Origin of the sequence: Ralstonia sp. 25mfcol4.1 (assembly GCF_900104095.1) — a bacterium.
GTDB lineage: Bacteria > Pseudomonadota > Gammaproteobacteria > Burkholderiales > Burkholderiaceae > Cupriavidus.
Genome location: NZ_FNJO01000006.1, coordinates 255,527 through 274,921 on the forward strand (window position 1 = coordinate 255,527; position 19,395 = coordinate 274,921).

Below are 19,395 nucleotides of genomic sequence, written 5' to 3' on the forward strand. Positions count from 1 at the left end.
TCATCATCCAAACTGGGCGATGGCGGCATCCGGCGAAGGTGCCGCAAACGTTGAAGCGTTGAAGCGTTGAAACCGAAATCCTGAAACCCTGAAACCCTTTCCTCACCCCCAAAGGAGAACCTGTCATGTTCAAACTGTTCGATATGTCTGGCCGCGTCGCGGTCGTCACCGGCTCCACCAAGGGCATGGGCCTGGAAATGGCGCGTGCCCTGGGCCAGGCTGGTGCCCGCGTGGTGGTATCGGGCCGCGACGCTGCGGTGTCCGACAAGGTTGCGGCCGGCTTGCGCGAACAGGGCATCGATGCCACGGGCATTGCCTGCGACATCGTCAGCCTCGACAGCGTGCGCGCCTTTGCCGACCAGGTGCTGGCCAGGTTCGGCCGCGTGGACGCGCTGGTGCTGAACGCCGCCGGCAGCACGGCGGTGGGTTCGATGCTGGGGCAGGGGCCGGAGCAGTTCGACGAGGTGATGGCCGGCAACGTGCGCGGCAACCTGGTGCTGGTAAACGCGCTGGCGCCGCAGATGATCGAGCGCAAGGACGGTTCGATCATCTTCATGTCGAGCATTGCCGCGCGGCGCGGCTCCGCCATGCTGGCCCTGTACAGCATCTCGAAGGGCGCGACCGACCTGGCCATGCGCAATCTGGCGCAGACGCTGGGCCAGTACAACATCAACGTCAACAGCATCAACCCCGGTCCGGTGCGCACGGACTTCTCGCGCGACGCGCTGTGGGGCGACCCCGAACGCGAGAAGGCGCTGTCCGCCAATATCCCGATGCGCCGCATCGCCGAGGCCAGCGACGTAGCCGGCCTGGCGGTGCTGCTGGCATCGCCGGCGGGCCGCTATATCTCGGGTCAGACCATCGGCCTGGACGGCGGCGCCACGGCATAAATCCGCGTCTGTCAGCAGCGCACCAGCGCGCGGCCGGCTGCAAGACATGTGCAGTCGGCCGCGCCTTTTTTGTGCGCGCGGCACTGGCATTGTGCGCGGATCGCACTGCATTTGTGCGATATCAAAAAGCGCGCGAAATAGCGGGAAAAATGGCTTTATTCCTACGAATTGAAGCCGTTACAGCGGGCTATGAGACCCTCGAATCTAGGATGATCGTGACCGCATTCCTGACCCCCGCCACCCGGTTGATGTCCCGCCTGACCATCACGCGCAAGCTGGTGCTGTTGTCCGTACTGTTCCTGATCCCGCTGTGCGGGGCGCTGTTGGCGGTGCTGAACCAGTCTGTGCAGTCGATCCGCGACACGCAGGACGAGCAGCGCGGCCTCAAGCTCGTGGGTATCGCGCTGGACTTCATGCGCGAAACGCAGGTGCGCCGGGGCGCTGCAAATGGCGTGCTGCTCGGCAACGCCAGTTTCCGGCCCACCTTCGACGCCGCCGACGGCAAGGCCGCGCAGCATCTGGCCAGCCTGCTCGGGGAATCGGGTGCCATTGAATCGTTTGCCATCGCGCCCGACGTACGGAAGCTGGACGAATCCTGGCAGCAGATCCGCAAGCTTGGCCTCGACACGCCTGCCGCGCCGCTGTTCGAGCGCCATACCGCGCTGGTCAGGCAGACGCGGTTGTTCATCGGCGACGTGGCCGACCATTCGTCGCTGGCGCTTGATCCAGAGGCCGGCTCCTACTACCTGATCAACCTGACCGTGGGTCCGATGCCCAAGCTGGCCGAAGTCAGCGCGCTGGCGCGCGGGCGGGGCGCCGGCATCATCGCCCAGGGCGGCTATTCCGACGCCGCGCAGCAGGCCGACCTGGCCGCGCTGGCCGACCAGATCCTGGACGGGCTGGAAGTTGCCCGCCGTGACATGGCCCGCGTGGAGCGCGCCGCGCCGCAGTATCACGACCGGGTGGATGCGGCGATGAAGCAGCTGGCGGCCGTGGACAATTTCTATCGCACGCTGAAGGTCAGCATGCTTGGTTCGGCCGGTATCACGATCGATGCCAAATCGTACTTTGCCGAGGGCACCGCCGCGATCGAAGCCGTATCGGCGGTCAGCCGCGAGTTCACCGCCCTGGCGGGCACCATGCTGGCGCAGCGCGTGGCCGCCGAGCAGCGCAAGCTGGCTGTGCTGGCAACCATTGCGCTGCTGACCGTGGGCGGCGCGCTCTACCTGTTTGCCGGTTTCAGCCGTGGCATGCGCGACGACGTCCGCGATGTGGCCGACCTGGTGACGCGCATCAACGACGGCGACCTGGGCGTGCAGATCGAGGCGCGCGGCCGGGACGAACTCAGCGACGTCAAGCGGCACCTGATGACGCTGGTGGAGGCATGGCGCGGCATCATCGGCGATACGCGCGACAGCGCGCAGAACGTGCTGGTGGCGGCGGGGCAGATCGCACAAGGCAATGCGGACCTGTCGCAGCGCACCGAGGCGCAGGCGTCGTCGCTGGAGCAGACGGCGGCCAGCATGGAGGAACTGACGTCGATCGTGCAGCAGAACGCCGGCAACGCCAGCCAGGCCAGCACGCTTGCTGCCGAAGCGGCCGGCATTGCCGTGGCGGGTGGCGAGTCGGTGAGCCGCATGCGCCAGACCATGAGCGAGATCGAGGCCGATTCGCGCCGGATCGTCGACATCATCGCTGTGATCGACAGCATTGCGTTCCAGACGAATATCCTGGCGCTCAACGCGGCCGTCGAGGCGGCCCGGGCCGGCGAGGCCGGGCGAGGCTTTGCGGTGGTGGCGGGCGAGGTACGCACGCTGGCCCAGCGCGCCGCCAATTCGGCCAAGGAAATCCGCACGCTGATTTCGCAGTCGGCAGGCCGTGTTGCCGATGGCACGGCGCTGGCCGTCGATACCGCGGCCACCATGAGTGAAGTGGTGACGGCGGTGCAGCGCGTGACGACGATGATGGACGAGATCAGCCGCGCGTCGCACGAGCAGAGCGGCGGCATTGCGCAGGTGAATCAGGCTGTGACCCAGATGGACCAGGTCACCCAGCAGAACGCCGCGCTGGTGGAAGAGGCTGCGGCGGCGGCCAGGGCGCTGCAGGAACAGGCCGAGCGGATGGAGCAGGCGGTGAGCGTGTTCCGGCTGGCGGCGTAGGGCGTGTGAAAACGGAGGCCCCGAAAGCAAAGCGCCCGCTTCGCAGCGGGCGCGTGTTGCCGGGCGGGCCGGACCGGCCTTACCAGCCGTTGAAGCCGCCGGCACCGGTGACGGCGGCATCCACATCCTGGCGTTGGACGCGGATGTTGTTTTCCACTTCCGTCACGCCGAACGTGTTGTCGGCCAGATCCTCGATATCGTATTTCTGGCCGCGCGTTTGCACCGTGCCGCCAAGCGTGACCTTGCCCTTGTCGACGTCGATCGACACCTCGCGCACGTCGATGCCGCTGGTGAAGGTCAGCCGTTCGCAGATCTCGTCGCGGATACGCTCGTCCGTGCGCGTGTAGCCGCGCGGGCCTGCGCGCTTTTCCATGGCGCCGGGGCCAAACCAGTCGCTGACGGCCTGGCCGATGCGGTGGCCAAGGTTGTAGAGCGCGCCGTGCTCTTCTTCACGGTCGTCGTCATGGTCGCGCCACGCCTCGCGCCACCGTCCGCCGGATTCGCGTCCCGATTGCGAATAGCCGCGTTCCCGGTCATCGCCGCCGCTCATATAGTCCCGCCCGTAGCGTTGCGCGTGGTAGGACGGGCGGCTTTCGCCCCATTCGTCGCGCGGCTCCGTCCAGTAGCGGGTATCGCTGCGCAGGTCGTTGAAATAGGCGGTGTGGCCGCTGCCCCGGCCGCTGCCCTGACCGCTGTGCTCGTCGCCGCCCTGGCCCCGATATGCCGGGGCGCGCCGCTCCGCCGCGCGCAGCCAGGCCTGGTCGGCGTTGCCGAATCCGCGTTCGTCGCGCCGTTCGCCCGACTCCCGGCCAGCCCGGCCGCCCTGGCCGCGCTGCCAGTCGTCACCGCGGCTGCGGCTCCCCCCTTCGTCATCGTTGCCGTAGTCGCCGCCGGAGCCATACTGGCCAAACTCGCCTTGCCGGCGGTGCACGCCATAGTCGACGCGCCGGCGCTCGTCGCCCAGATCGCCGTAATCGCCATACTCGCTGGCGTACTGGCGGCTGCGGTATTGCTCTCGCTGGCGCCAGTCCTGGTCGTCCTCCGGGGACTCGCCATAACCGCCGTTCAGTCCGTATTGCAGATCGCTGCCGCGATCGTCCCGGCCGCGATAGCCCGATGGTGCCGGACCGCCTTCGCTTAGCTGCCCCGGCGTCAGGCGCTGGCGGCGCCGCGCGTCGTCCCAGTTGTCACCGAACGATTCGGGCTGCCAGTCCTGATCCTGCCAGCGTGAGCCGCGGCCATCGTCCCAGGGATCGCCCATGTCGTCGTCGCGTCGGTTTTCATCGGCTCGCCAGGGGGTGTTCCGGCGATTGCGCTCGCTGTGGTAGTCGCCCATATTGCGCTCCTGAAGGTTGTGGGATCGCCATGCGTGCGATGCGGCATGCCGCGTCGCGCCGCTGGCCATTCCAACAATCTGGCAAGTTTCGTACCGTGGCGAAGACGCCTTGTGCGGACTGGCGTGGCGGGCGACGGGGCGCTCGGGAAACCACTCGTTCCATGCAAGCCTTGCGAGGCTGCATGTAAAGACTGCACGTCGGGCGCGGGTGCGCCGTGGGTCACCGCGCGTTCACGCGACGGATGTTCCCGGCCGGGGGCGGACCATTCGTGGCGGCCGAACTGGGCGGCTGTGGCACAGGCGCAGGTTCGCCAGGCACGGCGCGGGGTTCGCGGACCGGCGCAATGCCTTCCACCGTGTTGAACAGGTGGCTGTTCGCGTATTCGATGGCCACCGCTTCCAGAAAATTGGCGGGCGGTCGCGCCTCGGCTGGCGCGGGAAGCGCCTTGTCCGCGTGGGCGGCCGTGTGAAAGCAAAGCAGCAGGACGCGCAGCAGCAGGATGAAACCCCGAATCCGGTAGCGGATGATGCGGGCTTGGCTTGGGCGAGACGGCGCGACGACGCCCGGCCGCAACTGTGGCGGAATCAACATGGCAGTTCTCCGGGAAAGGAGCAATACGCTCCGGATCAGGGTCGAGGCGCGGCGCCGCGCTCGATGCGTCTGATTGCAGGGAACATGCCATCGGCGTATGCGGACGGGGCGCGCGGCGCCCGTCACTTTTGGCGGATAAAACTGGGCAAACTGCTATGTCATTCCAACACCTGGCATCGCGATTCGTTGGGCAAATGCCAACTATGCGGATGCCGCCGCTCAGATCCAGACGTCGTTCTGCGCCGTGCGGTCGCCGCCCTGGTCGCCTGTGTTGACCACACCGCGCGGCTCGATCAGCAGCATGCGGACTTCCGCCTCGGCTACGGGCCTGTGTTCGACACCTTTGGGTACCACGTACATTTCGCCTGCGTTGACGGTCACATGGCCGTCGCGAAAGTCGAGGCGCAACTGGCCGTCGAGCACGATGAACGTCTCATCGGTATCGGCGTGCTGGTGCCAGATGAACTCACCCTCGATCTTGACGATCTTGAACTGGTAGTCGTTCATCTCGGCAATGACGCGCGGCTGCCAGTGGTCGGTGAAGAGGCTCAGCTTCTGGGTGAAATTGACGGCGCTGGCAGCGCGATGGGCGGGGACTGCGACCGGCGATGGCTGCATGACGGGGCTCCTTGTGGTGTATGAGACAGGCAGCCGAGTCTGCGCCTGTGTCGGCGCACGGTCTTGTACGATCGTGCAGCCTCAGGTCGCGGCGCCTCGCAACGCGCGCAACCAGCGGCCCGGTGAATGCCCGAAGGCGCGCGTGAAATGGCGGGTCATGTGGCTCTGGTCGGTGAACCCGGCGCAGACGGCGGCGTCGGCCAGCGATTGCCCCGCCGCTGCCAGGCGCCTGACCATGTCCAGCCTGCGCATCACCAGATAGCGGTGCGGACTGGTGCCATAGAGCACCCGGAAGTCGCGCGACAGGCTCCAGCGGTCGCGGCCACTGGCCAGCTCCAGCTCGTCGAGTGTCACCGGCCGTTCCAGGTTGTCCCGAAGGCAGGTCCGGGCCAGTTCGGCGGCGCGGTAGTCCACCGCCTGGCGTCCACGTGCCGCCCCGGCCGCCGCTGCCAGCGCGTGCGCAAGGTCGAAGATCGCGTCGTCCTCCTCCAGCGGGTCCATGGCGCTGTCCATGGACCGAAGCAAGGTGCCGGCCGCCGCGAATAGCCGCGGATCGTCGGAACGCCCGCCGGCCACGAAGGGCAGCGGTCGGCCACCCAGCACGCGCTGGATCAGCGCAGGCTCGATGTAGAGCATGCGGTAGTGGAATCCGGCGTCGGTGCCGGCATGGCCATCGTGCGGCTCGTCCGGATGCAGCACGATGGTGCCGCCCGGCTGGCTATGAACCATGCCCCGTCGATAGGAAAAGCTCTGGACGCCGGACAGCGTGCAGCCGATGGCATAGGTGTCATGGCGGTGCATGTCATAGCCATGACCACCGAAAAACGCCTCGATGCGCTCCATCTGGCGCGCGGACGCGTCACGTTGCACCCAGTCGCGCTTGCCCGGCAGCGCAATGCTGGCGTCAGTGGACGCCGCCATGCGTGGTCGAGTGGTCATGGGTGTGGGGATGGGCATGTGGGGCGCCGGCCGGGGGCAGGCCGATGTCGGCGCTGCAGCTGGGGTTTTCGGCATCGTGCTCGTGCGGTTCCAGCGCGCCGGGTACCCGGCGGCTCGACAGGCCGTCGGCGCGCAGCCAGGCCAGCGTCGCCGCGGCCGCGCGATCGATCAGCTCGCCGCATCGGCTGTAGTCGTACGGCGAGACATCGAGCGGGCACAGCGGCGGCACCACGGCAATGTGGGCCTGCTCGCCCCAGCGTTCCAGGTCATGCACCAGTTGCCGCGCCACCAGCAGCGACAGCGCATTGAACGCATGTTCGATCGCGCCCTTGGGCGGACGCCGTTCGGCGCATGCAAAGCCCGCCGGCAGCACGATGATGCGCGTGGCGCCAAGGCGGATGGCCGTGGACACGGGCGTGTTGTTCGCCACGCCGCCGTCGATCAGCTTCTGGCCGTTGATTTCCACGGGCGGGAAGACGCCCGGGATGGCCGCGCTGGCCAGCACGGCCTGGACGATATTGCCCGACGACAGCAGGACTTCCGCCCCACTATGCATGTCGGTGGCGACAATGTGCAGCGGCAAGGCCGCGTCTTCCACGCGTGCGTCGCCAAGATGGCGTTTCAGCAGGCGCTTCAGCGCCATGGACTCCACAAGATGGCCGCGATTGCCAATGATCATCCCGAGCATGCTGCGCCACGACCACGGCAGCACCTCCGCCCGCGTGATGCTGCGCCACAGGCCTTCCAGCTTCGAAATGCCATCGGGGTGTGGGTTGCTGGCGAAGTAGGCGCTGTTGATGGCACCGGCGGAGGCACCGATGACCAGATCTGGCGTGACGCCCCAACTCACCAGTTCGCGGAGCATGCCGACTTCGATGGCGCCCAAACTGCCACCGCCGGCGAACACGAATGCAGTCTTTTCCATGGTCTTCAGATCTGGGCGGCATCGCCCGTGGAGTTTGGAACCGATTGTGGTGTGGAGAGGATAGGCCACTTCCGGTCCGGCAAAAAGGGCCGGCAGGGTGGAAATGACCTGTCAGGCCACCAGCGGCTCGAGTTGCTGCCGGATTTCCGGCAGCAGGCGGGTTGCGCAGCGCGCCAGGTTCACCTGCATCGTGACTTCGGCCACATCGACCAGCGCGGGGTCCAGGTTATAGCTGCCACGCTGCGCCAGCCAGCGCAGCACGTCCGCCAGGTGCCAGACCGACGCGGAGCCCTCGTGCACCGGCAGCGGAAACGAAGCGGGGTAGGTGGTCATCAGCTTGCGCATGTTCTGCCGGGAGACCCCGACGGCCTCGGCCACATCGGTCAGGCCGACGAAGTCGGGCGTGGCCTCGATCAACCGCGCAAGCGGCGCGGCGCGGCGCACATCGGCCAGCGCGCTGAGGATGGCGCCATGGGCCGTGTCGGCCTCCCGTGCGAACATCAGCGCAATGCGTCCCGGAATGCCGATGCCGACCAGCGCGTCGTCGCAGCCACTGGCCCCAAGGCGTTCCACCACGTCGTCCTGATCGTCGTCCGAAGCGGGCAGCTGGTACTTAAGGGTGAAGTTGTATTCCATGTTGTCCTGTCAGTGCGAGACACCAGGGGGCGCTTTGCGGCTCTGATGGATGGCGCAGTGGTCTACCACGCGACGCAGGAACCGGGCATGGAGTTCCGGGTTGCGAGGCGTGCTCCAGATCGACACGATGCAGAATTCCCCGCAGCGGCAGGCGGCGCAGTGGTAGGGGCAATACAGCTTGCCCCACGCATGCGCGCCGCCCAGCTTGCAACGCCAGAATTCACCCTCCGCGTACTGGACTGCGGCTTCGATTTCCTTTCCTGGATGTTTTTCCCGACCCATCAGGCCTCCCACGATATGCGGCAGCTCGTCAGTTGTCAACTGACAATCTGCGAGCCGGTTGACGAAAAGCAGTGGGAGAGACCCTATCAGGGCGCGCCGGAAAAATGGCGATTTGGACACAAAAGACACAAACTCGCACGAACATGTGTCCGCCCGCGTCGGGGCGACGGACGCATGGTTCAACGGGAGATGGGCGACAACGCTCTGGAATTGGCCGCCGCGAGCGCGTGGCCTGGAGGCTCATCCAGGCATGCCATTGGATGCGATGGGAGGACGATTCATGGGGGACCCGCAACACATGCTGCGGGTCCTGAGGGGCGGCTCGCGCGGCGGACCGGTCAGGCCGCCAGCGGTTCGTTTGCCGGCTTGCCTGCGTCCGTCAGCATGGTGCCGTGGTCGCGGTAGTGGGTGTGCCAGGCAAACGCTTCCTCCAGCACATGGGGCGTCTGCCCGCCGCGCAGGCAGGCGCGGCGGTAGTAGTCGAGCAGGCCGTCGCGATAGGCCGGATCGGTGCAGTTGTTGATGACCTGCAGCGCCCGCTCGCGTGGCGCCAGGCCGCGCAGGTCGGCCAGGCCGTGCTCGGTGACGAGGATATCCACGTCATGCTCGCTGTTGTCCACGTGCGTCACCATGGGCACGATGCTGGAAATCTTGCCGTCCTTCGCCACCGACTTCGTGACGAAGACCGACAAATACGCATTGCGCGCGAAGTCACCCGAGCCGCCAATGCCGTTCATCATGTGCGTGCCGCCCACGTGCGTGGAGTTGACGTTGCCGTAGATGTCGCATTCCAGCGCCGTGTTGATGGTGATCAGGCCCAGGCGGCGCAGCACCTCTGGGTGGTTGCTGATCTCCTGCGGACGCAGTACGAGCTTGCTCTTGTAGTGGTCGATGTCGTCGAGCACACGGCGATACACCGGCGCGGACAGCGTCATCGACGCCGCCGAGGCAAAGCGCATCTTGCCGGCGTCGATCAGCGCGATGGTGCTGTCCTGCAGCACCTCGGAATACATTGTCAGATCATGGAATGGCGAATCGGCCAGGCCGTGCAGCACCGCGTTGGCGATGGTGCCGATGCCGGCCTGCAGCGGCTGCAGGGTCGGCGACAGCCGGCCCGCACGCACTTCACGCTCCAGCAGCGCATTCAGGTGGCCGGCAATCAGATTCGTCTCGGCATCGGGCGGCAGCGCGTTGGACGGGCTGTCGTCGGCCTGCGTGATGACGATGGCCGCGATGCGCGACGGGTCGACCGGGATGTAGGGCAGGCCGATGCGCTGCTCCACGGCAATCAACGGAATCGGCTGCCGATACGGCCGCTGCACGGGGAAGGCGATGTCGTGCAGGCCTTCCAGCCCGCTCGGCATGTTCAGGTTCAACTCGATGATGACCTTCTTCGCCGTCTTGGCGAAGCTGGCCGAGTTGCCGACCGACGTGGTGGGGACGATGCCGCCCGACTCCGTAATGGCGGTGGCCTCGATGACCGCGATGTCCACTGGCCCGATCTGGCCGCTGCGCAGCAGTTCGGCGGTCTCGCCCAGATGCTGGTCGATGAACATGACCTCGCCGCCGTTGATCTTGCGGCGCAGCGTGGCGTCGGACTGGAACGGCAGGCGCCGCGCCAGCACGTTGCTTTCGGCCAGGATCTTGTCGGTGTCGTGTCCCAGCGAGGCGCCGGTGATCAGGGTGATCTGGAGCGGATCGGTGGCGGCGCGGCGCGCCAGCGCCACGGGAACGGCCTTGCAGTCGCCGGCACGCGTGAATCCGCTCATGCCGACGGTCATGCCGTCCCGGATCAGGCTTGCGGCTTCATCGGCCGACATGATCCTGTCCTGGAGGGCGGCCAGGCGAATGCGATCGCGGTACATCTAGTCTCCTTGCTGGGGGCTGTCTGATCTGCCGCCAGGGGCCTCGTGGGTCCGTGACGGACGGTGCGTCTTGGAGGCGCGTAGCACAGTGTAGCGACCGCTTAATATTCTCACCATGATTTAAAGCTCTGGGATCGAGTCGGAATTTTCATAGTCATGAAGACGGCACGCCACTGTCGTAGCGTGCGGCAGGAGAGTGCGGCGAGAACCATACATGGAGGGATACCGGTGCTTCATGATCCTGCGCAAGAGTGGTGCATGGCGAGCCGTTTCCGGGGGCCGCAAACATCCCGGATGTGTTTCGGCGCTGGCGGGGCTACTATCGTTTCCAGCGCGGCCGGCATGCCCGGCCAGGCAGTCTTCGCAGTCTTCGATCGATGCATCACGCGCCGGCGTGGCCGGCCGCTTCACAGCAACGGGGGAAAGCATGGAGATGACCCAGGCGACGTCGGAACTCGACGCCAATCCTGACACCGATGACGCACCGGCCGCGCAGCCGACGCCGACCGAACTCGAGGCGCCGTTCTCGAACCTGGAAACGCGCCGGCACCAGATGTTCCCCACGCTGACGCATGCCGAGATCGACCGTATCCGGCGTTTCGGCCACGTCCGAACATGGCAGGCCGGCGAACTGATTTTCCAGGTAGGCGATGCAGGCCGCGGCATGCATGTGGTGTTGGCCGGGCGCGTGCGGATCGACCGTCGTGACGGGTTAGGCCACCGTACGCCGATCACCGAGGAGGGCCCGGGCCAGTTCCTGGCCGAAGTCGGGCAACTGACCGGCAAGCCGGCGCTGGTGGACGCCGTGGCGCTGGAGGATGTGACCATCCTCGTGATCCCGCCGCCCAGCCTGCGGGCGCTGCTGGTGGCCGAAGCCGATCTGGGCGAGCGCATCATGCGCGCGCTGATCCTGCGCCGGGTGGGGCTGATCGAGCAGGGGGGCGGGCCGGTGCTGGTCGGCAAGGGCACCGAGCCGCTGCTGCTGGCATTGCAGGCGTTCCTGCGCCGCAACGGCCATCCGCACCGCGTGATCGACATCGAGACCGACACCGATTCCACCTGTCTGCTCGATATCAGCAAGGCGCCCCAGAGCGATTTCCCGATGGTGATCTGCCCCGACGGCAGCGTGCTGCGCGCGCCGGACGAAGGCCAGCTTGCCAGTTGCCTGGGACTGGTGCCCGAATTCGATCCGGACCATGTCTATGACGTGATCGTGGTCGGGGCCGGTCCGGCCGGGCTGGCGACGGCCGTTTATGCCGCGTCCGAGGGGCTGTCGGTGGCCGTGCTCGATTGCCGGTCGCCGGGCGGCCAGGCCGGCGCCAGTGCCCGCATCGAGAACTACCTGGGCTTTCCGACCGGCATTTCCGGCCAGGCGCTGGCCGGCCGCGCGTTCGTGCAGGCGCTCAAGTTCGGTGCCCACGTCGCCATTCCGCTAGAAGCCAAGGCGTTGCATTGTGGCGAAAATCCGATCGAACTCGAACTGCAGGACGGCCGCCGCATTCCCACGCGGACCGTGGTGATTGCCAGCGGGGCGCAATACCGGCGTGCCGAGATCGATTCGCTGGAACGCTACGAGGGGCGCGGCGTGTACTACTGGGCGTCGCCAGTGGAGGCCAAGCTCTGCAAGGACGAACACGCGATGCTGGTGGGCGGCGGCAATTCGGCTGGCCAGGCGGCGGTATTCCTGGCGTCGCACGCGGCCGAGGTGCATATGCTGGTGCGCGGCGAGGGGCTGGAGGCCACCATGTCGCGCTATCTGATTGACCGGCTCAAGGGCCTGCCGAACGTGCATCTGCACACCCATTCGCAGATCACGGCGATGGAGGGCGATGGCTGGCTTTCCACGGTGCGGTACAAGGAGCGCGCCAGGGGGCCGGAATGCGTGGCCGTGCCGATGCGCCACGTGTTCCTCTTCATCGGCGCGGCGCCGAACACCGAATGGCTGCGCTCGTGCCATGTGGAGACCGACAACAAGGGCTTCATCCTGACCGGCTACGACGCGCATCACTCCTGCACCGAACGGGCCGACTACACGCTCGAAACCAGCGTGCCCGGCGTGTTCGCGATTGGAGACGTCCGGTCGGGCTCCACCAAGCGCGTGGCTGCCGCGGTGGGCGAGGGCGCGGCCGTGGTGGCACAGATCCATCACTATCTGGCCACGCTGGAACATGCACGGGTCTGAGCGCGGAGGAATGTCTGATTCGTGAGTTGAGGGCATCAATGTCGTTCTGAAGACGATGACCCTGCGCTTTGTTTCATGGTTACACTGCCTGCGCCCTGTCCGGAATCGTCGCCGGCAGGGCGATTCGGGTATTCGACCGGGCCCTAGCCCGGCGCATCAACCAGGAGACAGATCATCATGGGTATTCCCTTCGCCAGCCTGGCGAAGCGTGCGGGCATTGCCGTTGCGGCGATGGCTGCCACGCTTGCCGCCGTGCCTTCGCTTGCCGCAGACAGCTTCCCCAACCGGCCGATCCGCCTGATCGTGCCGTTCGCGCCCGGCGGCAGCGTCGACATCGCCGGCCGGCTCATCACCGATGCCTGGGGCAAGCAATTGGGGCAGTCGATCGTGGCCGACAATCGCGCCGGCGCGTCGGGCAATATCGGCATGGACCAGCTCGCCAAGGCGAAGCCCGACGGCTACACGCTGGCCATCAACAACGTGGCGCTGGCGGTCAATCCCTCGCTGTTCGCCAAACTGCCATTCGATACGGCCAGGGATTTTGCGTCGGTTGGCACGATGGGGACGTCGCAGCACGTGCTGGTGGTCAACAACGCGCTGCCGGTGAAGAACGTCAAGGAACTGGTGGCCCTGGCCCGCGCGCAGCCGGGCAAGCTGAGCTTCGGATCGGCCGGGTCGGGCAGCACGTTCCATATGGCGGCCGAACTGTTCAAGACCGAGTCCGGCGCCGACATCCTGCATGTGCCCTACAAAGGCGGCGGCCCGGCCCTGGTCGATACGATTGCCGGCCAGGTGCAGATGAGCTTCCCGGTGCTGTCCGCGGCGCTGCCGCACGTGCAGGCGGGCAAGCTGCGCGCGCTGGCCGTGACCGGGCCCAGGCGTTCGCCGCTGATGCCTGACGTGCCCACGATGGCCGAGGCCGGCCTGCCGAACTACGCGTTCGAGACGTGGTTTATCGTCAGCGCGCCGGCCGGTACGCCCACGGATGTGCTGGCGAAACTGAACCAGACGCTCAACGCGGCATTGGCCCAGCCCGAACTCAAGGCGCGGCTGCTCAAGGAAGGCTTCGAGCCGCTGACGATGAGCCCGGCCCAGGCCGATGCCATGCTGCGCAAGGAAATGGTCCGCTGGGCCGCGCAGATCAAGAAGGCCGGGATTACGCCCGAGTAACGCGCCCCGGGGAGCCATCGCCGGGTTGCCGGTCCGCCAGATGGCCAAAGGGCCAGGCTGGCGGATCGCCGGCTGGCTCAGGCCGCCATCGCCGGCATCGGCGCACCGTTGGCCGGCATCGCGTACATCAGCGGCGCCGCGCCGGCCTGGATGCGTGCGCGCTGTGCCTCGGTGGTCATCTCCTCCAGGAGCTTCGAGAAGCGCGGTTCGAACATGCCGGTCACGATGTACGTCCAGCGGTACGCCTTGAGGATCACCGCCTCCACGTCCGGCGCATGCGGGGCATCCTGCGCGCCGCGGATCACGCGCAGGAAGTAGGCCGCATCGGCGTGGGCCTGTGCTTGCAGGATCGCGTCGAAGCCGCCCACGATCGCCAGCATGTCGTCGATGGCCGCATCGCGCTCGGCGTCGCTGACGCGGGCGTTCTCGCGGATCCACTCCAGCTCGTCCAGGATCGCGTGCTGCGATTCCTCGCGCCAGTGGTACAGGAACACATCCTTGAACAGCTCGGATACGTCCGGCGCCGTGCCGATGCTGGCGCGATAGTGGGCCTGCGAGAACAGTTCGAGCTGGCAGATCACGGCCAGCACGGCCCATGTGCGCTTGCCGAGCACGAACGCGGCCACGTCGTTCGGCTGGGCGTCGAAGCGATAGCCTTCGGGCATGTCCTGCGCGGCCAGCCGTTCGATGCGGCGAAACAGTTCCTGGTGCTTCAGTTCCTCGTCGGAAAAGCGGATCAGGGCCTCCAGCGCGACCTGGTCGCCCAGCGCATGTTGCCCGGTCAACTCCAGCACCTTCGCGCTGACGAAGCGTTCCACCAGCCCGAACATGTTGGCGTAGGTACGGCCTTGGACCTGGCTCAGGAATCGCTGCTCAGAGGCGCTCAGGAAGGGCAGTTCGTCGACGAGCGACAGGCCGTCGGGCATGAACTTGTGCGAAAGGTCGAACGTGCGGCCGCGAATCACGTCCTGGTCGATGTCCCAGCGGATGCGGCGTGAAGCGGCGATGCAGCGGGCGTAGCGTTGTGTGTCGGCGGAAAGGGATACAGCTTGCATTGCGAAACTCCTTGATACGTGAAATCCGTCCCATGGAGGACGTGGGGCGGATACTCGGACGTTTTGGGGGCGTCGCGCGTGAGGCCGGTGTCCCGACTGCAATCGTTTTCATCGGAATCGGCACCGGAAAGCGGGACGTGCGTCCTTGGCGCGGGTTTACTCGGGGAATTACGATAGGACTACCGGCAATGCCATGCTGGACGCGGCGTGCAGACCACCGCTGTACGCCACCGGCCCGGTCCGTTCGCCTGCACGGGACCGAAGTCCCACGTGCGGGCACCGGGTTTTCCCCCGGAGCGGGCAAAAACCGGGACACCGGTCACGGACACGCTCGCCAGCGATTTCCGACAATGACTCCACGGATCGGCCGCTGCCATCCCGGCCCCCGGCCATCCGTGTGTTGCTTCTGATTGGAGTTCAAAGTTTGGAGTCGTCGAGATGTGTACGAAAGTTGCAAAGACCCTGCTTGCCGTTTCAGCCGTTTCCGCATTGACCATCGGCATCGCCCAGACCGCCCACGCCGCGTGGAGCGAAGTATTCGTTCCGTCGAATGGATCGACATTGCACGTGAGCAAGTCATCGTGCCTGCGTGGCACCTTTGATCCCTATGCGGATGGCGCCCGAATGGGCCCGCGTGATGCCTTCAGCGACGGCGGCAACCGCATCGGTCCGCGCGACGCGTACACCGACGGCGCGCGCAGCGTGGGCGCCCAGGGGGACTGCGCGATGCGCGCGGTCTGACGCGCGCTAGCGCGCTTCGCCCGGCCGCGACAGACCACCTGTTGCAGCCGGGATTTCAACCTCCGTCGCGAGACACCGGCCCTGGTGTACGGCATCCGGCGCACCATCCATGCACCGCGTCTGGCCTTCCGCACATGGCGGGGCCGGCAGTCGTCATTGATGTCGGCGCGCTGGGGATCGTTGTCTAAGATAGGTGAGTCGCCCGGCACGGCCGGACGCGGCGAGCCGTTGCCGGACGTTGCCCGGCGGCGCGCCGCGTCGCCCGTATCCTGCCCCGTGCGCGACCCGCCCATGCCGATGCTCAAGCAGCAGATTCGCCTATGCACCAGCCCGGACCGCGTACGCCTGGCGTATGCCATCACGGGCAGCGGGCCGCCGCTGGTGAAGGCCGCCAACTGGATGAGCCACCTCGAGTTCGACGTGGGCAGCCCGGTCTGGAGCCATATGCTGTGCGCGTTGTCCGAGCAGCACACGCTGATCCGGTACGACGAACGCGGCTGCGGCCTTTCCGATCGCCACGTGGAAGACCTGTCATTCGACGCCTGGCTGCGCGACCTGGAAACCATCGTCGATGCCATGGCCGTGGAGCCGTTTGCGTTGCTGGGCATCTCGCAGGGGGCATCGATCGCCGTGGCCTATGCCGTGGCGCATCCCGAGCGCGTCAGCCATCTGGTGCTGCACGGCGGCTACGCACGGGGGCGGCTCAAGCGCAACCAGGGCGAAGCCATGCGCGAAGAGGCCGATCTGATGATCCGGCTGGCCGAAATCGGCTGGGGTCAGGAAAATCCGGCCTTCCGGCAGTTCTTCACCACGCAGTTCATTCCGGGCGGCACGGCCGAGCAGCACCGCTGGTTCAATGAACTGGAGCGGGTTTCCACGTCGCCGGTCAATGCCGCGCGCTTCATGCGCATCTTCAACGAAATCGACGTGGTGGACCTGCTGCCGCGGGTCAGCTGCCCGACGCTGGTGATGCATGCCGTGCGCGATGCGCGGGTGCCGTTCGACGAAGGTCGGCTGATCGCCAGCATGATCCCCAACGCCCGCTTCGTGCCGCTGGACAGTGGCAATCACCTGCTGCTGGAAACCGAGCCGGCCTGGGACCGCTGGATCGAGGAGGTGCGTGCCTTTCTGCCGGCACCTGCACCGTCCACCGACCCCGCCTTCGGTGCCCTGACGCGGCGCGAACGCGACATCGTGGTGCTGATCGCGCAGGGCCGCGACAACGCGCAGATCGCCGCCCATCTGGGGCTGTGCGAAAAAACCGTGCGCAACCACATCACCAGCATCTTTTCGAAACTCGAGGTGGAGAATCGCTCGCAAGCCATCGTCCTGGCGCGGGAATCGGGGTTTGACCGGCAGCGTGTCTAGCGCTCCGAAGCGCACCCAACCCGGCGGCGGCGACGAATTTCCGCTTGACATACAGATCTGTCTACCTAACACTATGAGACAGATCTGTCTACTTCTGGATCTGCAAGTTTCGTCCCGATTTCCGATTGAAGGTTTTCCGATTCGCAAGGAGCTTTCCCATGTCGAGCCAACCCGAAGTTCGTCCACCGCTGCCGCCGTTCACCCTGGAGACCGCCACCGCCAAGGTGCGCGCGGCCGAAGACGGCTGGAACACACGCGACCCGCACCGCGTGGCACTGGCCTATACGGTCGACAGTGCCTGGCGCAACCGTGCCGAATTCGTGAACGGGCGCGACGATATCGTGGCCTTCCTGACGCGCAAATGGCAGAAGGAACTCGACTATCGGCTGATCAAGGAGCTCTGGGCGCACGACGGCAACCGCATCGCGGTGCGCTTTGCGTACGAGTGGCACGACGACTCGGGCAACTGGTTCCGGTCGTACGGCAACGAGAACTGGGAATTCGACGAAAACGGCCTGATGCGCCGCCGGTTCGCGTGCATCAACGACGCGCCGATCCGCGAGGCGGACCGCAAGTACCACTGGCCGCTGGGCCGCCGGCCCGATGACCATCCGGGCCTGAGCGATCTGGGGTTCTGAGACGCTGCCCACCCGGAGCGCGCCGTCTTCGCCCTCTCCCAAAAGCGGGAGAGGGCGTCTTGCATCACGGCTTCACTGCATCACTGCATCTTCTGCAGGTTGCCCACGCGCACCAGCATCTCCGTGAACATCTGCATGTCCAGGTTCAGGTCGGAGACTTCCTTGTACTCCTTGGCATTGTGCGCGGTGTACTTCTTGCCGGGCATGGCGGGGCCGAAGTTGATGGCGTTCGGCATCAGCTTGGCCGTGGTGCTGCCGGCCGTGGGCACCGGCCTGGCTTCGAGCCCGGTGGTGTCGCCGTAGATGTTCAGCAGCGTGGACAGCCAGGCCCCCTTGGGGTCGCGGGCCATCCAGTCGCCCTGTTCGTGCTGGATCTCCAGCGCGGTGTGCGTCTGCGCGGCCCAGGCCTGGATGCGCTCGGCGATCTTCGCGCGCAGGGCGTCGGGCGTGGACCCGCGCGGCATGCGCACATTGGCCGTGACTTCCAGCTTGCCGTTGCGGTCGCGGATCAGCGTTGGCGACATCGTCAGCGGACCCATGAAGTCGTCGCGATAGCCCACATCCATCTTTTCGCCCAGGTAGCCGGTGCCGTACAGGTCCGTCAGGTAGCGCGTGGCGCGCGCGTACTGGTTGTCCGCGAACGGCACACCCGACGCCTGCAGGAACATCGCCAGGCGCGGCACGGGGTTCACGCCTTCCTCGGGGCGCGAGCCGTGTGCCGACGAGCCAGTCACCTTTACGTCGATGGCGTCGCCGTTGCGTGCGATATCGATGGTGAACTTTCCCTGCGCGGCTTGCTGGGCGATGAAGGCCGCACGCGCCTGCTCCAGCGTCGCGGCCACGGCGTTCAGGTCGCCGCCGGCAATGCGGGCGGTGGCCGTCTGCGGAATCGCGTTTGCCGATGCGGCGCCGGCCATCGCGACGATGGCGGCCTGCTTGCCGTCGGCGGGCTGGTCCGGAAAGCGCACGGTCAGCGCGCCAGAGCCTTTTTCGGCCACCACGGCCGGGTACTTGCTGTCGAGCACGATGTTGTACTCGGGCAGGGCGGTCTTGTCGCGGTAGTACTTCATGCCGTCGCCGCCGGTTTCCTCGGTCGTCTCGATCATCAGGCGAATCGTGCGCGCCAGCGGCACGCCGCTCTCGCGCACGGTCTTCATGGCGAAGAGCGCCGCCGCAATCGATCCCTTGTCGTCGATGGTGCCGCGGCCGTAGAGGTAATCGCCCACGCGCGTGACCTGGAACGGGTCGAGCTTCGTGCCGTCGTCGAGCACCCATTCGTCGGCCACCACGGGCACCACGTCGGCGTGCGTGAGGATGCCGAAGGTTTCCTTGCCCTGGCCCGGCAGGGTCACCTCGAACACGCGGTTGTCGACATTGCGGAACTGCAGCCCGAAATCCTTCGCCATGCGCTCGACGACCTTGCCGAACGCGATGATGGCGGGGTTTTCGTGCTGCGGCACCTTGTCGTCGCGTACGGTGCGCAGCGCCACCATCTCGGTGATGGTGTCGAGCACCGCCTGGTGGTTATGCACGCGGTTGTAGATGCCCAGCAGGCGCCCGATGTTGACCAGGTCGTCGCCCTTGAGCGGCCGCTTGGCCCGATAGGCGCGTACCGAGCCGGCCAGTTTCGGGTCGGCCCTGACGGCAGCGTCCAGGAACGCGTCGAAGCTGGCGGGCGGGGTGGCCGTGGCGCTGGCCACCAGCTGGTCGAGCTGGGGCTTGGCCAGCGGGGCGGCGACGACGCCGGGGGCGCTCGTGGCGCCGAGGGCGAACAGGGTGGCGGCCAGCAGGGTCGCGGCGGGTAGCCGGATGGGCAGGCGAGTCATGGAGCGGTGTCCCTTCATGGTTTTTGTGTGCCCGCATGATAGCGACGCCCATGTGCGAGCGGAAGCATTCAAAACCCTGCTCGATAGTCAAAAGCAATCGGATTCCTCCGATTGATCATAGAAAGTTTTAATCGGGTTGGTTGAGACAATGAATTTTACGGATCACATTCAGA

General features: G+C 66.5%; 17 protein-coding genes. 7 read left to right on the plus strand and 10 right to left on the minus strand.

Going from position 1 to position 19,395, the window contains the following annotated elements; genetic code table 11:
* Positions 1 to 125: 125 nt before the first annotated feature.
* Entirely contained in the window at positions 126 to 890 is a 765-nt protein-coding gene (locus tag BLQ58_RS13320) for an SDR family NAD(P)-dependent oxidoreductase (protein ID WP_029050733.1), read from the plus strand.
* 209 nt (positions 891 to 1,099) lie between these two features.
* A complete protein-coding gene (locus tag BLQ58_RS13325) occupies positions 1,100 to 3,049 on the plus strand; it encodes a methyl-accepting chemotaxis protein (protein ID WP_049815799.1) in 1,950 nt (649 codons plus the stop codon).
* A 79-nt stretch (positions 3,050 to 3,128) separates the two neighbouring features.
* On the opposite strand, the gene BLQ58_RS13330 is transcribed toward BLQ58_RS13325, so the two are convergent.
* From BLQ58_RS13330 to BLQ58_RS13365, 8 genes are all read right to left on the minus strand, one after another.
* The gene (locus BLQ58_RS13330) at positions 3,129 to 4,385 is read right to left on the minus strand and encodes a BON domain-containing protein (RefSeq protein ID WP_049815798.1); all 1,257 of its coding nucleotides are present in this window, start codon (positions 4,383 to 4,385) and stop codon (positions 3,129 to 3,131) included.
* A gap of 220 nt (positions 4,386 to 4,605) precedes the next feature.
* Complete coding sequence (locus BLQ58_RS13335) at positions 4,606 to 4,977, minus strand: hypothetical protein (RefSeq protein ID WP_049815797.1); 372 nt, start codon at positions 4,975 to 4,977, stop codon at positions 4,606 to 4,608.
* A 219-nt stretch (positions 4,978 to 5,196) separates the two neighbouring features.
* Positions 5,197 to 5,595, minus strand: a complete 399-nt coding sequence (locus BLQ58_RS13340; RefSeq protein ID WP_049815796.1) for a cupin domain-containing protein — start codon at positions 5,593 to 5,595, stop codon at positions 5,197 to 5,199.
* Between the two features lie 81 nt (positions 5,596 to 5,676).
* Positions 5,677 to 6,516 carry an AraC family transcriptional regulator gene (locus tag BLQ58_RS13345; RefSeq protein WP_049815795.1) on the minus strand — a complete coding sequence of 280 codons (840 nt, stop codon included), beginning with the start codon at positions 6,514 to 6,516 and terminating at the stop codon, positions 5,677 to 5,679.
* Complete coding sequence (locus BLQ58_RS13350; RefSeq protein WP_029050729.1) at positions 6,500 to 7,459, minus strand: patatin-like phospholipase family protein; 960 nt, start codon at positions 7,457 to 7,459, stop codon at positions 6,500 to 6,502. Before BLQ58_RS13350 ends, BLQ58_RS13345 begins: the two co-directional genes overlap by 17 nt.
* Before the next feature lie 111 nt (positions 7,460 to 7,570).
* Positions 7,571 to 8,095 (minus strand): helix-turn-helix transcriptional regulator, encoded by a 525-nt coding sequence (locus BLQ58_RS13355; RefSeq protein ID WP_029050728.1) that lies wholly within the window; start codon positions 8,093 to 8,095, stop codon positions 7,571 to 7,573.
* A gap of 9 nt (positions 8,096 to 8,104) precedes the next feature.
* Positions 8,105 to 8,377, minus strand: coding sequence for a hypothetical protein (locus BLQ58_RS13360; protein ID WP_029050727.1), 273 nt, complete (start codon positions 8,375 to 8,377; stop codon positions 8,105 to 8,107).
* A 338-nt stretch (positions 8,378 to 8,715) separates the two neighbouring features.
* Positions 8,716 to 10,242, minus strand: coding sequence for an acetyl-CoA hydrolase/transferase family protein (locus BLQ58_RS13365; protein ID WP_029050726.1), 1,527 nt, complete (start codon positions 10,240 to 10,242; stop codon positions 8,716 to 8,718).
* A gap of 427 nt (positions 10,243 to 10,669) precedes the next feature.
* On the opposite strand from BLQ58_RS13365, the gene BLQ58_RS13370 reads away from it, so the two are divergent.
* Positions 10,670 to 12,424, plus strand: coding sequence for an FAD-dependent oxidoreductase (locus tag BLQ58_RS13370; RefSeq protein ID WP_029050725.1), 1,755 nt, complete (start codon positions 10,670 to 10,672; stop codon positions 12,422 to 12,424).
* Positions 12,425 to 12,655: 231 nt separating this feature from the next.
* Complete coding sequence (locus BLQ58_RS13375; protein WP_254775938.1) at positions 12,656 to 13,594, plus strand: tripartite tricarboxylate transporter substrate binding protein; 939 nt, start codon at positions 12,656 to 12,658, stop codon at positions 13,592 to 13,594.
* Between the two features lie 77 nt (positions 13,595 to 13,671).
* On the opposite strand, the gene BLQ58_RS13380 is transcribed toward BLQ58_RS13375, so the two are convergent.
* Complete coding sequence (locus BLQ58_RS13380) at positions 13,672 to 14,649, minus strand: hypothetical protein (RefSeq protein WP_029050723.1); 978 nt, start codon at positions 14,647 to 14,649, stop codon at positions 13,672 to 13,674.
* Between the two features lie 438 nt (positions 14,650 to 15,087).
* Between BLQ58_RS13380 and BLQ58_RS13385 the strand changes: the two genes are divergently transcribed.
* The 3 genes from BLQ58_RS13385 to BLQ58_RS13395 all read left to right on the plus strand — a co-directional run bounded on the left by BLQ58_RS13385 (position 15,088) and on the right by BLQ58_RS13395 (position 17,396).
* On the plus strand, positions 15,088 to 15,390 hold the full coding sequence (locus BLQ58_RS13385) for a hypothetical protein (RefSeq protein ID WP_139186109.1): 303 nt from the start codon (positions 15,088 to 15,090) through the stop codon (positions 15,388 to 15,390).
* Between the two features lie 291 nt (positions 15,391 to 15,681).
* Positions 15,682 to 16,758: an alpha/beta fold hydrolase gene (locus BLQ58_RS13390; RefSeq protein ID WP_029050722.1), complete on the plus strand. Its 1,077-nt coding sequence runs from the start codon at positions 15,682 to 15,684 to the stop codon at positions 16,756 to 16,758.
* 158 nt (positions 16,759 to 16,916) lie between these two features.
* Complete coding sequence (locus BLQ58_RS13395; protein ID WP_029050721.1) at positions 16,917 to 17,396, plus strand: nuclear transport factor 2 family protein; 480 nt, start codon at positions 16,917 to 16,919, stop codon at positions 17,394 to 17,396.
* Positions 17,397 to 17,476: 80 nt separating this feature from the next.
* Here BLQ58_RS13395 and BLQ58_RS13400 read toward each other — a convergent pair whose 3' ends face one another.
* Positions 17,477 to 19,222, minus strand: coding sequence for a dipeptidase (locus BLQ58_RS13400; protein WP_029050720.1), 1,746 nt, complete (start codon positions 19,220 to 19,222; stop codon positions 17,477 to 17,479).
* Positions 19,223 to 19,395: the final 173 nt, after the last annotated feature.

Coding starts and splice junctions, on each gene's coding strand:
- BLQ58_RS13360 (WP_029050727.1), bottom strand. CDS start 8,377: ATGGGTCGGGAAAAACATCCAGGAAAGGAAATCGAAGCCGCAGTCCAG.
- BLQ58_RS13365 (WP_029050726.1), bottom strand. CDS start 10,242: ATGTACCGCGATCGCATTCGCCTGGCCGCCCTCCAGGACAGGATCATG.
- BLQ58_RS13350 (WP_029050729.1), bottom strand. CDS start 7,459: ATGGAAAAGACTGCATTCGTGTTCGCCGGCGGTGGCAGTTTGGGCGCC.
- BLQ58_RS13375 (WP_254775938.1), top strand. CDS start 12,656: ATGGCTGCCACGCTTGCCGCCGTGCCTTCGCTTGCCGCAGACAGCTTC.
- BLQ58_RS13380 (WP_029050723.1), bottom strand. CDS start 14,649: ATGCAAGCTGTATCCCTTTCCGCCGACACACAACGCTACGCCCGCTGC.
- BLQ58_RS13390 (WP_029050722.1), top strand. CDS start 15,682: ATGCCGATGCTCAAGCAGCAGATTCGCCTATGCACCAGCCCGGACCGC.
- BLQ58_RS13355 (WP_029050728.1), bottom strand. CDS start 8,095: ATGGAATACAACTTCACCCTTAAGTACCAGCTGCCCGCTTCGGACGAC.
- BLQ58_RS13330 (WP_049815798.1), bottom strand. CDS start 4,385: ATGGGCGACTACCACAGCGAGCGCAATCGCCGGAACACCCCCTGGCGA.
- BLQ58_RS13395 (WP_029050721.1), top strand. CDS start 16,917: ATGTCGAGCCAACCCGAAGTTCGTCCACCGCTGCCGCCGTTCACCCTG.
- BLQ58_RS13340 (WP_049815796.1), bottom strand. CDS start 5,595: ATGCAGCCATCGCCGGTCGCAGTCCCCGCCCATCGCGCTGCCAGCGCC.
- BLQ58_RS13385 (WP_139186109.1), top strand. CDS start 15,088: ATGTGTACGAAAGTTGCAAAGACCCTGCTTGCCGTTTCAGCCGTTTCC.
- BLQ58_RS13325 (WP_049815799.1), top strand. CDS start 1,100: ATGATCGTGACCGCATTCCTGACCCCCGCCACCCGGTTGATGTCCCGC.
- BLQ58_RS13370 (WP_029050725.1), top strand. CDS start 10,670: ATGGAGATGACCCAGGCGACGTCGGAACTCGACGCCAATCCTGACACC.
- BLQ58_RS13335 (WP_049815797.1), bottom strand. CDS start 4,977: ATGTTGATTCCGCCACAGTTGCGGCCGGGCGTCGTCGCGCCGTCTCGC.
- BLQ58_RS13345 (WP_049815795.1), bottom strand. CDS start 6,516: ATGGCGGCGTCCACTGACGCCAGCATTGCGCTGCCGGGCAAGCGCGAC.
- BLQ58_RS13400 (WP_029050720.1), bottom strand. CDS start 19,222: ATGACTCGCCTGCCCATCCGGCTACCCGCCGCGACCCTGCTGGCCGCC.
- BLQ58_RS13320 (WP_029050733.1), top strand. CDS start 126: ATGTTCAAACTGTTCGATATGTCTGGCCGCGTCGCGGTCGTCACCGGC.